Origin of the sequence: Pseudomonas sp. Irchel 3H7 (genome assembly GCF_900187605.1) — a bacterium.
Classification (GTDB): Bacteria; Pseudomonadota; Gammaproteobacteria; order Pseudomonadales; family Pseudomonadaceae; genus Aquipseudomonas.
This window is the reverse complement of the sequence record NZ_FYEA01000019.1, coordinates 1-13426: the sequence shown is the minus strand read 5'-3', so window position 1 is coordinate 13426 and position 13426 is coordinate 1. Positions and strand designations below refer to the sequence as shown.

12 protein-coding genes are annotated in these 13426 nt (G+C 59.3%); 6 read left to right on the top strand and 6 right to left on the bottom strand.

The window, feature by feature from the left end:
- Positions 1-53: 53 nt before the first annotated feature.
- Both CKW38_RS27410 and CKW38_RS27405 read left to right on the top strand, forming a co-directional pair.
- Positions 54-1226, top strand: a complete 1173-nt coding sequence (locus CKW38_RS27410) for a hypothetical protein (RefSeq protein ID WP_095114363.1) — start codon at positions 54-56, stop codon at positions 1224-1226.
- Positions 1227-1406: 180 nt separating this feature from the next.
- Positions 1407-1931 carry an SET domain-containing protein-lysine N-methyltransferase gene (locus CKW38_RS27405; RefSeq protein ID WP_007949698.1) on the top strand — a complete coding sequence of 175 codons (525 nt, stop codon included), beginning with the start codon at positions 1407-1409 and terminating at the stop codon, positions 1929-1931.
- Positions 1932-1939: 8 nt separating this feature from the next.
- Here CKW38_RS27405 and can read toward each other — a convergent pair whose 3' ends face one another.
- Positions 1940-2584, bottom strand: coding sequence for a carbonate dehydratase (gene can / locus CKW38_RS27400; RefSeq protein WP_007912954.1), 645 nt, complete (start codon positions 2582-2584; stop codon positions 1940-1942).
- 141 nt (positions 2585-2725) lie between these two features.
- Between can and CKW38_RS27395 the strand changes: the two genes are divergently transcribed.
- A complete protein-coding gene (locus CKW38_RS27395) occupies positions 2726-3130 on the top strand; it encodes a hypothetical protein (RefSeq protein ID WP_007912958.1) in 405 nt (134 codons plus the stop codon).
- 103 nt (positions 3131-3233) lie between these two features.
- On the opposite strand, the gene rimI is transcribed toward CKW38_RS27395, so the two are convergent.
- Positions 3234-3686 (bottom strand): ribosomal protein S18-alanine N-acetyltransferase, encoded by a 453-nt coding sequence (gene rimI / locus CKW38_RS27390; protein ID WP_007912963.1) that lies wholly within the window; start codon positions 3684-3686, stop codon positions 3234-3236.
- Positions 3679-4425 (bottom strand): energy transducer TonB, encoded by a 747-nt coding sequence (locus tag CKW38_RS27385; RefSeq protein WP_095114362.1) that lies wholly within the window; start codon positions 4423-4425, stop codon positions 3679-3681. The genes rimI and CKW38_RS27385 overlap by 8 nt, the downstream gene beginning before the upstream one ends.
- A 218-nt stretch (positions 4426-4643) precedes the next feature.
- Between CKW38_RS27385 and mksB the strand changes: the two genes are divergently transcribed.
- Genes mksB through mksF form a run of 3 tightly spaced genes read left to right on the top strand, consistent with a single transcriptional unit; the run spans position 4644 to position 9449 of the window.
- A complete protein-coding gene (gene mksB / locus CKW38_RS27380) occupies positions 4644-5921 on the top strand; it encodes an Mks condensin complex protein MksB (RefSeq protein ID WP_007912967.1) in 1278 nt (425 codons plus the stop codon).
- Positions 5911-6612 carry an Mks condensin complex protein MksE gene (mksE, locus tag CKW38_RS27375; RefSeq protein ID WP_095114361.1) on the top strand — a complete coding sequence of 234 codons (702 nt, stop codon included), beginning with the start codon at positions 5911-5913 and terminating at the stop codon, positions 6610-6612. The genes mksB and mksE overlap by 11 nt, the downstream gene beginning before the upstream one ends.
- Entirely contained in the window at positions 6609-9449 is a 2841-nt protein-coding gene (mksF, locus tag CKW38_RS27370) for an Mks condensin complex protein MksF (protein WP_095114360.1), read from the top strand. Before mksE ends, mksF begins: the two co-directional genes overlap by 4 nt.
- Before the next feature lie 182 nt (positions 9450-9631).
- Here mksF and CKW38_RS27365 read toward each other — a convergent pair whose 3' ends face one another.
- The 3 genes from CKW38_RS27365 to CKW38_RS27355 are packed head-to-tail and all read right to left on the bottom strand — an operon-like array spanning position 9632 to position 13197.
- Entirely contained in the window at positions 9632-11935 is a 2304-nt protein-coding gene (locus tag CKW38_RS27365) for an intermembrane transport protein PqiB (protein ID WP_007912970.1), read from the bottom strand.
- Positions 11928-12551, bottom strand: a complete 624-nt coding sequence (locus tag CKW38_RS27360; RefSeq protein WP_095114359.1) for a paraquat-inducible protein A — start codon at positions 12549-12551, stop codon at positions 11928-11930. Before CKW38_RS27360 ends, CKW38_RS27365 begins: the two co-directional genes overlap by 8 nt.
- A complete protein-coding gene (locus tag CKW38_RS27355; RefSeq protein WP_007912972.1) occupies positions 12538-13197 on the bottom strand; it encodes a paraquat-inducible protein A in 660 nt (219 codons plus the stop codon). The genes CKW38_RS27360 and CKW38_RS27355 overlap by 14 nt, the downstream gene beginning before the upstream one ends.
- Between the last annotated feature and the right edge of the window lie 229 nt (positions 13198-13426).

Below are 13426 nucleotides of genomic sequence, written 5' to 3'. Positions count from 1 at the left end.
ACTATGAGGCGCCCCCGATACGCGGGGGAACCCACGCTGAAAAGGATCTGAGCATGTTCAAACTCGCAGGACTCACACTCGCCGCGCTCACACTGAGCGCTGCCGCCCACGCCGATGTCGATCTGAAACTGGGCAGCACCGAACGCGTCACCCGTCTCTTCGCTTACCCCAACAATTGCAGCGTGATCTGCTTCCGCAACTGGACGCTGGAACAGACCGTCGCCCATTACCTGAGCCAGAGCGTGCAACGCGATGGTTATGCCGATGCCAAGGTGTTGGTAAAAACCGACAACGGCCAGCTCTACGCCGAAATCACCGGCGTGCCAAAGGATTACGACAAACCGCTGTCGGCGCTGCTGGACGCCGGGGATCTGGCCTACACCGGCGCCAGCAAGCTCAACGCCGATGGCAAATGGGCCTACAGCTGGTACCTGTTCCTGCCGCTGGGCATGGCTCTGGAAAACCGCAAAAGTGTCGAGTTGCTGCATTTCCCGCCGGATTACTCGCTGACGCAAGCGCAGGATTATCTGCGTTCGAACACCACCGATCGTTGGGCGACTCTGTTGACCGACAACGGCCTCCCCGCCGCCCAGACACCAGCGTTCCAGACCATTATCGACATCGCCCCGATCGCGGCACCGTCCAACGCCGGCAGTGATCTGGAAGGCGTGTATGACTATTTCAAGGACTACCAGACCACCCTGGTCAAACAGTTCAGCCAGACCGCCAGCGGCACGACGCTGCCAATGGTCGCGTTCGGCGCACCGGTGCGTAACTGGATCAAGCAGCAATACGGGCCAACCGTGAATGTCTTGGGCCTGGCGACGATCAGCCCGAGCGAAGGCGTGAAAGTGCCGGTGCTGGGGTCCAACCATCCGAGCTATATCTGGTACGCCGCTGACCCGAAAAGCTACACCGGCGACGACGCCCAGGCCAAGGCTGATGCTGCGGGTCTGAAAGTCATGGGTCAGGATTTGAGCGCGGCCTGCTGGCAGGCTGGCATGGGCAGCAAACCGGGCAGCGATGCGCAGGCCACCCTCAACAGTTGCACACAGACGTGGCAGGTGACGCAGAAGGTCAAAACCTGCGAGTTGTTCTACACCTCGATCCGCAACCTGACCCCGGAACAGGCCGTCGCCAAGTGCGCGACCACCCCGATCAAGGCGCAACTGAAGCAATTGCAGACACCGCTGCCGGCCACCGCCGTTCCCGCCCCGCACCTGTAATCGCCGAAAGCGCTCCCGTGTCAGCCAATGCTGACGCGGGAAAGCGTCTAAATCGCCTGTCAGATCTGACAGTAGACCGGCTATACCTAATACGACACGATTGGATCCAAACAGAAGTGTTGCAGTGCTGACAGGACGTCAACCCAAAGAAGTCGCAAAACCTTTGCGACAAGGACTGTTATGAATATCCACGCCATGGCGCAATCGGCGCCACGCGATACTGAGGGTATTTACCCCTTCGCCGGTTTGCCCGTGCGACTGGGGTTTCCCGCCAGTGCCGACTTCGAAATCATCCACGATGCGCACGGCAGCCCTATGGCGGTCGCAGCGCGAAGCGAGTTTGTGCAAAGTCATCGGATATGCCGGGTGTCCGGGCAGCTACTGCCCTATCGCTGCCGACAGACCCGACAAATGCTGACGGGCATCCACATTTACGATCCGCGCTTTTGCGGTTTGATCGAACACGCGTGCGACCCCAACGTATTTCTCGACATGAGCGAGCTGTGGTTGTGGGCGTTAAAAGATATCCACAGGGGGGAGCGGCTGACCATGGACTACGCCGCCACCGAAGACAAACTGCTGCATCAGTTTGCCTGCGGCTGCGCAGCCAAACGCTGTCGAGGGTGGATCACCGGTCACGACGAGCCACCCAGTATCGAGGGCCAGCACTTTTTACAGCGCTGGCGGCTCTCGGGTTTGCGCTGACAGCCCGGTTACAAAGCGCCAACCGGACGCAAACGATACTGCGGCGGCAATTGCTCAAAACCGCTGATGGTGGTGTTCAGGCTTTTCCAGCGACCATCCTTGATGCCGTAGATGCAACCGTGGATCGACAGGCTCTGCCCACGATGCCAGGCGTTCTGGATGATGCTGGTGTGCGCGACGTTGGCCACTTGCTGGATCACGTTGAGTTCGCACATCCGATCAACCTGCTCTTCTTCGGTCGGCAGCTTGGCCAGTTCTTCGCGTTTCTCGTAGTACAGATCGCGAATCGAACGCAGCCAGCCATCAATCAGGCCAAACTGACGATCCTGCATTGACGCGCGCACACCGCCACAGCCGTAGTGGCCAGTGACGAGGATGTGTTTGACCTTGAGTACGTCGACCGCGTACTGGATCACCGACAGGCAGTTGAGGTCAGTGTGTAGCACCACGTTGGCAACGTTGCGGTGCACGAACAGATCGCCCGGCAGCATGCCGACGATTTCGTTGGCCGGCACACGCGCATCGGAGCAGCCGATCCACAGATATTCCGGCGTTTGCTGGCGCGCCAGTTTGGCGAAGAAATCCGGGTCTTCCTTGGTGATCGCGTCAGCCCAACGCTCGTTGTTATCAATCAGGTCTTGTAAGTCATGCATGCTGTAAGGCCTCAAGAAAGATGCGCTGGTATGACAGACGACCGCCCGTCGGGGTCACGCCGCCAACGCAAGTGATTTCATTGGAATTCTCGTGTGCCCGGCGAGTCCACCTAAGTAAGGCCCACAGTATGAGGAATTGCCATGACTGATTCACGACGCCCTTACGATGCGGTGCAACCAGAACCCATTGATGATAACGAAGACCGCATGGGTTCGGTGCATGAGCTGGATTTCGATGAAGACCAGCCCAGCGCGAAAATCGGTGATGAGATCCCGGAGCGTGAGCGCGAGCAGTTGATGCCGCGTGAGCGGGTGCGCGAGGCCGGTTTTACCGGTGCATCGACCGCTGACCATGAACCCACCGACGATGACTTGAGCCCGGAAACGCTGATTCACGAAGACGGTGCGCGGGATGCCGAAGAGGCCGGGGAAGGCAATCAGGCGGATTGGGATTTGAGCATTGTCGATGAAGATGACATCGGCGGTGGTAATGGGCTGGATGAGGCGGAGCTGGCGCGGCGTGATCCGCTGGATGGCAACCGCTAGCAGACGCGCCCCCCTGTAGGAGCTGCCGAAGGCTGCGATCTTTTGATCTTGGTCGTAACATCAAAATCAAAAGATCGCAGCCTTCGGTAGCTCCTACAGGTCATCAGTCAACGAGGGTGCAGGCCATGACCACGGCATCCTCGCGCCCGCCCACCGCCGGATAATAATCCCGACGCCGGCCAATCTCATTGAAGCCATAACGCTCATACAACTTGAAAGCGCCGGTATTGCTGTCACGCACTTCCAGAAAACATTCCCGCGCCGAAGCCGCATACGCCCGCGACATCAAGTGCTCAAGCAACGTCAGCCCCAGCCCACGCCCCTGATTCTCAGGTTTGACGGTAATGTTGAGCAGATGCGCCTCATCCAGAATAATCTGCACCACCCCGTGACCAACCTGCTGCTCACCCTCGAACATCAGCCAGATCTGGTACTTGCCCAGCCCATCAAGAAAAATCCCCCGAGTCCACGGGTGGCTGTAAGCGGCGTACTCGATTTTCAGCACGGTTTCCAGATCCGCCTCGGTCATCGGGCGGAACGATACAGCGTCACTCATTCGATTCTTTCCAGCGCGCCATCAGCCGACGCATGGCTTGCCACACAGCGGCCTTGCGCTGTGGCTCTTCCATTAACAATTCCAGACCGGGAATGGCCCAGGCCGAGCCCAGACCTTCGATCTGCAATTCACGATTGAATGCTTCGGCATCCGCTTCACCGGCAAAACGTACCGCCGGCAGGCCGATCAGCCACAGGCAGGCGCACGGAGCGGCTTCCATTTGCACCGAAAGGAAACCCTGAACGAAGTCGCGCGCCGCGTCCGGGCCCTGATCCATGGTGCCGCGATTGAGCCACGGCCAACGCACCGGTTCGCCGACGATTTGCGGCGCATCCGGCAGACCGGCGGCGCGCAGCATGTCCTTGAGCAACAGATAAGCCGGATCACGGTTCTGGAACGGTTCACCTGTGGGTAACTCGACCAACAACAGGCAGCGCCCGGCACGAAGCAATTGCAGGGCGAAACGCGGAGGTGGCACTGGCGCCGGCTTGGCGACAACCGGCGTGTCGTCGGCCTCTTCCACCGGTTTGGCGTTGGTCCGGGTGCTGGCCAACGAAGGACGCGGCACTTCGATCTTCGGCCGTTCGGCCGGACGAGCGGCAGGCTGCGCGGGCGCTTCGACCGCAGGCGCAAGCACCACCGGCGCCTCTACCTCGGGCTCGGGCATGTCCAGCAGCTCGGGCCGTGAAGGCGCGGCGAAAGGCAATTCGGTGCGCGGCAGCCAGTTGACCACCTGCATGGCGTTCAAATAGGCGCGGCGGCGGGACTCGATTAGCAAGGGTCGGCCACTTGTGGATAACTGAAGTGCGCTGATTCTACCGCCGTTCGCTCAAGATCGCCCGTTGTTGATCGATAGACTTGGTCTAAAGAAAGCGACAGTCCGTCCCGAGAGTGAATCGCATCCTTCGTGATGCAGTACAATCGCCGCTTTTCATTGCCAACCAGCCGGGCATTCCGATGATCGAACCCAAGCGCGTCTTGCGCGCCCTCGCTGAACACTGGGCATTGCTTGAGCCACTGTGTGAGCATTTCGACCAAGGCACATTGAGCCTCAACGAACTGCGCTCGCAACTGGCCGCCCAACAACTGGACAGCACACCGCAGGACATCACCAGCCTGCTCGACGTGTGGATTCGCCTCGATATTCTGATTCCGGTGGCAAAAAGCCCGAACCGTTTCGAGCTGAATGCGCAGATTCATGACTTCCTCGCTTACCTGCGTCGTGAGCACCGGCTGGGCCTGTGCCTGGAAATCGAAGCCTATCTGCGTCACCTCGAGCGTCTGGCCGGTTACATCCAGGACGCGTTCGAAGTCCGTGACGGCCACGACCTTGCCCGCCAGTTGCGCCTGCTCGACATGCGCGTGCGCGATGTGCTGAAGAAGCTCGACAACGACGAACAGGCCCTGGTCGCCGTCGCCGAGCGCGCGAAGACCAGCGATCGACAAATTCCGCTGCGTCAGCGTTACGCCGAAGTGCTGGCGACGTGGGACGAATATGTCGAGCCGATGATCGATCTGGTGAACGCCGACGGCGCCTTCGAACAAGGCGTGCGCAAGGTCGAAACCGTGCTGCTGAAGATGCTCAGCGAACAGCAGCGCCTCGGCCATCTGGTCGATGACGACATGCTGCTGCGCACCCACGCGCGCATCCTCGAAATGCAGACCAGTGCCCAGCTGACTTTGCGTCATGCCCGTGAACTGCTGCTGCCGCTGCGTGAAGAAGCGCGTCGGCACAACGCCGTGACCCGTGGCGCCGCGTTGGCGTTGGCAGCGATTCGCCGCAAAGGCATCGACGCCGTGCCGCAAGCCGCGATGCCGCTGTTTACCCGCCCGCAGAGCACCTTCCTCGGCAGCGCCAGTCAGGTCGAAGCCTACGTTTATGCCTTGGCGCGATTCGAGCCAAAACCGGCGCGCTTCCCGAAAGCGCACAAAACGCAGAAAGGCGAAGCCCCACGCGCGCCACGCACCGTTCGCGAGATGGTCGACCGCTGCGAAGAAGCCCTGCCGATGCCGGATCTGATGACCTGGCTGCTGGAGCAGGAACCGGACGGCGCGACCGACGAATTGCTCTACTGGTTCTCGCGCCTGTCGCGGGAAAAACGCTTCAAGCGCGAGCGTCTGGAACGCCGCGAATACCACACTCACGAGCACCAGGTCAGCCTGCGCTCCTTCGCCCTGCTCTCGGCCAGCGACAGCGCCGCCGAGAATTCTGCGAGCATCCCCAATGCATCTTGATCTTTCCGAACTGTCGCAACTCGCGCCGATTTTCCGCGAGCTGTTCAAGGGTTACCACGTCAGCCGCCGCGACCCGGAGCTGTACACGCAACTGTCGAACTTCCAGGATCAATACCGCACACTGTTCAAGGCGCTGGGCTTTGAACTGGTCTGCGATACCCGTGGTTTCTACTACTTTGTGCCGGACATGGCCGCCGCGGCGGTGAACAAGACTGCCCAGCGTCTGGCGCTGTTCACCTTCATCCTCGTCGAGCACTTGGCCGATCAGGGCCGCGACCCGATTGCCGTGCTCGATGGCGGCAGCCTCGGCCGCGAAGAGTTGCCGTCGCTGCTGGAGAAATACCGCGACCTGTTCATTCAGGCCGAAGTGCAGACCGTTGAAGAACTCGAAGAAAAGATCATGCGCCGCATGACTCAGCTCGGTTTTGCCAGCGAAGAAAACGGCGTGTACCGCTTCCTGCCGCCGATGCACCGCTTCCTCGACGTCTGCCTGTCGGTACAGCAGGACCGTGATCTGGCGGCCAGCGTGCACAGCGTGCTGCCGTTGCCAGCACCGGTGCTGATCGACGAAGCGGCCGAAGCCAAATTCCTCGAAACCGACGACCCGCTCGATCTTTCCGAATTTGAAGAAGAGAGCGAAGAAGACGCACTGGCCCGCGCCATTGCCGAAGAACAGGAGTCCGACGCATGAGCCAGGAACGCTACGGCATCCGCCGCTTTGCCCTTTTGAACACCGCCGGTTACAGCCTCGGTCTGTTCCCGCTGGAAGAACCGCTGTCGGTTTACGGCGCAAACAACCTCGGTAAATCGGCATCGATCAACGCCTTGCAATTCCCGATTCTGGCGCGCATGTCGGACATGAGTTTCGGCAAATACAGCCTGGAACAATCGCGGCGCTTCTACTTCGCTTCCGACACAAGCTACATCCTTGTCGAAGTGAATCTGCCCCACGGCCCGCACGTGATCGGCGTGGTCGGTCGCGGCCCGGGCGGCGGTTTCGGTCACCAGTTCTTTGCTTACGCCGGCAAGCTCGATCTGGCGCATTACCAGAAGAACGACACCTGCCTGCGCCAGAAAGAGCTGTTCAGCAACCTTGAAAAAGAAGGCCTGAAAGCCTACGAACTCAAGCCGGACGAACTGCGTCGCTTGCTGGTAGGCGGTCATACGTCGATTCCGCTCGACCTGACTTTGATTCCGCTGCGCTCCACCAGCGAACAGAGCCTGAAGACCTTCCGTGCGCTGTTCATCAACCTGCTGCACATGCGCGAAATCACCGCGGCCAAGCTCAAGCAGTTGTTCCTCGATGCCTTCGAACACAGCCTGCGTTCCGGCAGCGTCGATTACATCGCCGCCTGCGAAGAGGCCTTCCGCGACGTGCGCCGTATGGAACAGGACTACAACTCGCTGGTCGCGGCCGGCCCGTTGGTTGAGGCCTTGGCCAACGGCGTGAAACAGCGCGACGTGCTGCGCGGCAAACTGCATCGCCTGTCGCCACTTCTGGATTCGTTGCTCGGCACCTGGTCGGATTACGCCAGTGCGCGCAAAGAAGAACTGACGATTCAGGCCGACCACTACCGTGGCGAGCAGGACAGTCTGCAAAACGATCAGCGCGGCGGCACTCAGGAACTGATGCGTCTGGAGCGGGAAATTTCCGGTATCCAGCGCTGGCTCGGCGAATTGTCGGTGCTGAAAAATCGCTTCGCCCTGGTCGATGACGTCAAAGTGCTCGAGCAACAATTGCTCGCCGCCAAAGACGCCCACGACGAACTGGCCGGTGCCTTGGCGCAATCGCGTCAATTCAGTGCGGAAGATCTGGAAGAGCGCGTACGCGATCTGGAAAAACGCCTGAAGTCGGTGAAGCAGCAACTCGATCACGCCGACAACAACAGCTACGCCCGTCTGCGCGAGGAGTTCTCGCAACAGGACGTCGAGCGCTTGATGCGTCTGTTCAACAGCGCGCTGTTCAGCCTGCCGCTGGGCGAACACGGCATCACCCTCGACGACGATGGTGCGTGGGTCAAATCGGTCGAGCTGATTCTCGATGGTTTCAAAGGCGAGCGCTTCGAAGTGCCGGGCCTGTCCATCGACATCTCGCACATCGAGCCGCCGGCCCTGCAAGCACTGGCCGACCGTGCCGCGTTGCGCGATCAGAAAGAGCGTCTGGAAAAAGAGCTGAAACAGCTCAAGACCCAACAGGCCGTTGCTGCTGACCGCGCCGCGAGCAAGACCCAGACCGAAGCGCTGTACCAGCAAGTGCTGGACGCGCAGAAAGCCTTGGAAGATTTCCGCCGCACGCAGACTTTGAGCGCTGAAGAAAGCGACAAGCTCGAGCAACTGGCGCAGATGGAAGGCGCGCAGGACGAACTCAAGCGTTCCAGCGACGCGTTCACCGAACGTGTCCAGCAACTGTCGGCCAAGCTGCAACTGGTCGGCCGCCAGATCGCCGATATGGAAGCCAAGCAACGCACCCTCGACGATGCGCTGCGTCGTCGTCAGCTGTTGCCGGCGGATCTGCCGTTCGGTACGCCGTTCATGGATCCGGTCGACGATTCGATGGACAACCTGCTGCCGCTGCTCAACGACTATCAGGACAGCTGGCAAGGTCTGCTGCGCGCCGATGGCCAGATTGAAGCGCTGTACGCGCAAGTGCGCCTGAAAGGCGTGGCCAAGTTCGACAGCGAAGACGACATGGAGCGCCGCCTGTCGTTGCTGATCAACGCTTACGCGCACCGCACCGATGAAGCGCTGACACTGGGCAAGGCCCGTCGCGCGGCAGTCACCGACATCGCCCGGACCCTGCGCAACATTCGCAGCGACTACGACAGCCTCGAACATCAACTGGCGCTGTTCAACCGCGAGATCAACAAGCGTCAAGTGTCCAACCTGCAGAGCTTCCGCATCGTCCTTGCACCGAACAAGGAAGCGCTCAAGCACATCGACCAGATCATCCACAGCGCCGGTCAGTACGAAGAAGGCGAAACCCTGTCGGTGTTCGACCTCAGCCAAAGTGCCGAGCAGGACAACAAGAACGAAGAGGCCAAGGAATACCTGGCGCGGCTGGTGGCGGCGAACCACAACCAACTCGGCCTCAAGGACTTGTTCGAACTGGCCTTCGAGATCACCAAGGTCAACGGCCAGCCGGTGATCCACACCGACATCGATGGCGCGGCGTCCAACGGTACGACCATGACCATCAAGGCGCTGACCAACATGTACTTGTTGCTGCACTTGATGGATCGCGACCAGGCCGGTCGCGTGCGTCTGCCGTACTACCTCGACGAGGCCGCAGACATCGACGAGAAGAACCAGGCTGCGCTGCTGGAAACCAGTCTGCAACTGGGCTTCGTGCCGATTCTGGCGAGTGTGAAGCCGCAGGTCTGCGCCAGTGTCGCGATCGACCTGGAAGGTGGCAGCGGCCCGGCGGGGATCTACATTGATGAGGCGGACTGGAAGTACATCCGTCGCCATGATGTGGTGAAGGCTACGGTCAATGTTGAAGCGGATGAGCCAGAGCTGGATACGGTTTGATCGGCATTAACTGAAGGCAAAAAAAGGGCCGCGATCTGTTTGGATCGCGGCCCTTTTTTATGGCTTGGGATTTGTGCTGATTTTGCGGGCCCTATCGCGAGCAGGCTCACTCCTACAGTTGGAATGCACTCCCCTGTGGGAGTGAGCCTGCTCGCGATGGCGCCACTTCAGACACCATAGAATCACTTACCGAGGGAAATCTTCGGCGCCCAGGTCAGCCACTCATCCTCAAACTTGTCGAACAGCGGAAACGTCTGCTCAGCTCGCGCCGGGTTACCCATGCGCTCGCCATCCGGCGTGGCGAAGGCAATCCCTCCCTGAATCGCCGTCTCCAGCGACTCGGTGCGCACCGTCAGCCCGTTGAACAAACCGATATCAAACCCGACACCGCTGGTGTTCCAGAACCGGCTACCGCTGCGCACCAACGGCGCGTATTTCGGCTCGATCAGAATGTGCACCAACACGCGATCAGCTGTCTGGCCCAGTTCATAACCGGTGACCTTACCCACGGTAATTTCACGGTAAGTCACCGGCACACCCGGCTTCAGCGAACCACGACGGGCCGCGCTCAAGACCAGACTCAGACCGGCCTCTTGCTTGGTCACTTCCGGCGCATTGGCCAAGGCCACAAAGTTCTTCTGCGGGCCGAGGTTCTTCGCCGCCGGTTGCACTTCGATGTACTTCCCGGTCACCAGGGTTTCCAGATTTTCTGTCTTGATCAGGCCGAGCTCCGGTTTTACCACCCAGAACTGGCTACCAACCCGGGCGATCTTCTCCGGCACTTCAGTGATGCGCGCCGTGAGGATCACCGATTGCAGATCGTCAGTCAGATCAACGCTTTCAATCTTGCCGACATCCAGGCCCTTGAAGCGAACTGGCGTGCCGCTGCGCAAACCATCGGCGCGATCGACCTTGATCGTGACCACGGCACCCTTCTGATTAGCGTCATCGTGGTTGGCGAACAAACGGAAGCGCGGAATGCGCTTCTGTAACGGCGCCTTGGCTTGCGGTGTTTCGAAAGCGATACCGCCGGCCATCAGGGTTTGCAGCGACTCGCTCTTCACTTGGATTCCGCCGGTCAACCCGCCGGTCAGCGTGACACCGCTGACGTTCCAGAAGCGTGTCGAGGCGTTGACCAGGTTTTCGTACTCCTTCTCGATGTGCACACCGATGACTATCTGCTTGCGAGTCTTGGAGAACTGGTAGCTCTGAACCGAACCGACCTTGACCTGTTTGAACAGAATCGGACTGCCGACATCAATCGAGCCAAGTGTATCGGTGAACAACACCAGGTGCAGGCCCGGCGAACGCAGATCCAGCGGCGGCGCCTTCGGCCGTGCCTCGAACTCGCGTTTCGGCGGCGCGCCTTTATCACCCGGACGCACAGCGATGTAGTTACCTTTCACCAAGGCTTCCAGACCGGTAATGCCCGCCAGGGAAATCGACGGCTTCACTACCCAGAACTGCGTGCCGTCCACCAGATAGTCTTCAGCCAACGGATCAAGAGTCAGTTCGGCAGTGGCGCTGTTCAGGTCCGGATCGACCTTCAGCGCCTTCAGGTTGCCGACCTGAATACCTTTGTACATAACTGGTGTACGGCCAGCCTGCAGACCTTCGAAATCGCTGAGTTTGACCTTCACACGGATCCCGGCAGCGGCCGCATCGAAGTCTTCGTACAGACGAAATGGCAGGCTTGGATCGGTCGGCGGGCTGTCCTTGCGATTTTCGGGTGTGGCGAAAGCGATACCACCGGCGACGATGCTGGCCAGCGATTCGCTGCGCACTTTCACCCCGGACAGGTTGGCGTCGATGCTGATGCCGCTGGCGTTCCAGAAACGCGTGTGTTTGCGCACCAGTTTGGCGTAGGTCGGCTCAATGAAAACCTTGAGCTCGACGGTACTCTGGTCTTCCGAGAGCAGGTAGCTTTTGACCTGGCCGACCTTGATCTGCTTGTAGAACACGGGGCTGCCACGGTTCAGTGATCCGAGACGATCCGCCTTGATAGTCAGGTGCAGACCGGGCTTGGCGTCCGACAACGGCGGCTCTTCGGCCAGCGCTTTGAACTTGCGCGTCGGTTCGCCTTCGCCGGGGCTGATAGCGACGTAGTTACCCGAAACCAGAGTTTCCAGGCCGGTGATACCGGCCAGGGTCACGCTCGGTTTGACCAGCCAGAAACGCGTGCTGGTCTTGAGGTATTGCTCGACGTCCTTGTTCATCTCAACGGTGGCGATCACACCTTTTGAGTTGCCTTCATCGTCGAGCTTAAGCGCCTTGACCTTACCGACCGGCATGCCTTTGTACATGACCTCGGTCTTGTTGGCCTGGATGCCTTCGCCACTTTCAAAGCGGATCTGAATCTCGATACCGGTTTCGGAGTAGGCACGCCAGCCGAGCCAGCCGCCGATGATCAGCGCGATCAGAGGCAGAACCCAAATGGCAGACCAGTTCGAAGCCGGTCGGGTTTTCGCTACGGGCAAATCAGTCATGGTCGTCGTCCGACTCCGTGTTATCCCAAATCAGTCGGGGATCGAAAGTTACTGCGGCGAGCATCGTCAGAATCACCACACTGGCGAAGGCGATGGCGCCAAGATTGGCTTCGACACTGGCAAGCCGGCCGAAGTTGACGACCGCCACGAGAATGGCGATCACAAAAATATCGAGCATCGACCAGCGGCCGATGAACTCGATAAAGCGGTACATCCAGATACGCTGACGCGCGGACAACGGTTGGCGTCGTTGTACCGAAAACAGCAACAGCGCAATACCCACCAGTTTGAAGGTGGGCACGAGAATACTGGCGATAAACACCACAGCCGCGATCGGAATCATGCCGTGCTGCACCAACTGGATCACGCCGGACATGATAGTGCTCGGATCACCCTGGCCCAAAGAACTGACAGTCATGATCGGCAGCACGTTGGCTGGAATATAGATAATCGCTGCCGTGATCAGCAGTGCCCAGGTACGGGTGAGGCTGTCAGGCCTGCGAGCGTGGATCAATGCACCGCAGCGGGTGCAGGTCTGCTCGTCGGTGTCCGCTTCCTGCCTGTTCAACTCATGACATTCGGTACAGACCAGAATGCCCGCATCAATCGCCCGCATGAGCGTCCTCTCCTGATAACGCCTGCCAGATCTGGTGCGGTGACATCACCACTTCCAGCCAGACCTGAACCAACAACAAGCCGATGAAACACGCCAAACCCAGGCCTACGGTAATGGCTGCCATGTCTGCCAGTTTGACGATCGCCACCAGTACGCCCATGAGGTAGACCTCGAGCATTCCCCAGTCTTTGAGGTGGTGATAAATGCGATAGAGCAGCAAGCCATAGCTGCGTCCGACATTGAAGCGGATCGTCAGTAACACGAACAACTGGCACAGCAACTTGAGCAGCGGTATGGCCATGCTGCACAGAAATACGACAATCGAAACGCCCTGCATGTCCGTATTGAACAGGCCGAGCACACCACTCCAGACCGTATCCTGCGAGGATTGTCCGAGGATATTGAGTTGCATGATGGGTAAAAAGTTTGCCGGGATATACAGCAATAAGGCTGCGATCACCAAGGCGAGGCTGCGCTGCACCACGTTGTGACGGTGAGCGTACAACTCGTAACCGCAGCGTGGGCAGAGCGCTTTTTCGCCGTGGGCAAGTGTGGGCTTGCGCATCAGCAGGTCGCACTCGTGACAGGCCACCAAGTCTTCCAGCGGTAAATCTGACAGCCCGGGGGCGTCAACCGACTCTGACATAAAGGCTCTGGCTCCGAATAAGGTGGGGCTATTCTAGTGTTCTGATTCGAAAATAACTGTGCAAATTTGTTCGCTGTCGCGAGTAAAAACTTTTCTACAGGCAAAACAAAACCCCAACTGCTTTCGCAATTGGGGTTTCGGAATTTAATCTTGACGATGACCTACTCTCACATGGGGAAACCCCACACTACCATCGGCGATGCATCGTTTCACTGCTGAGTTCGGGATG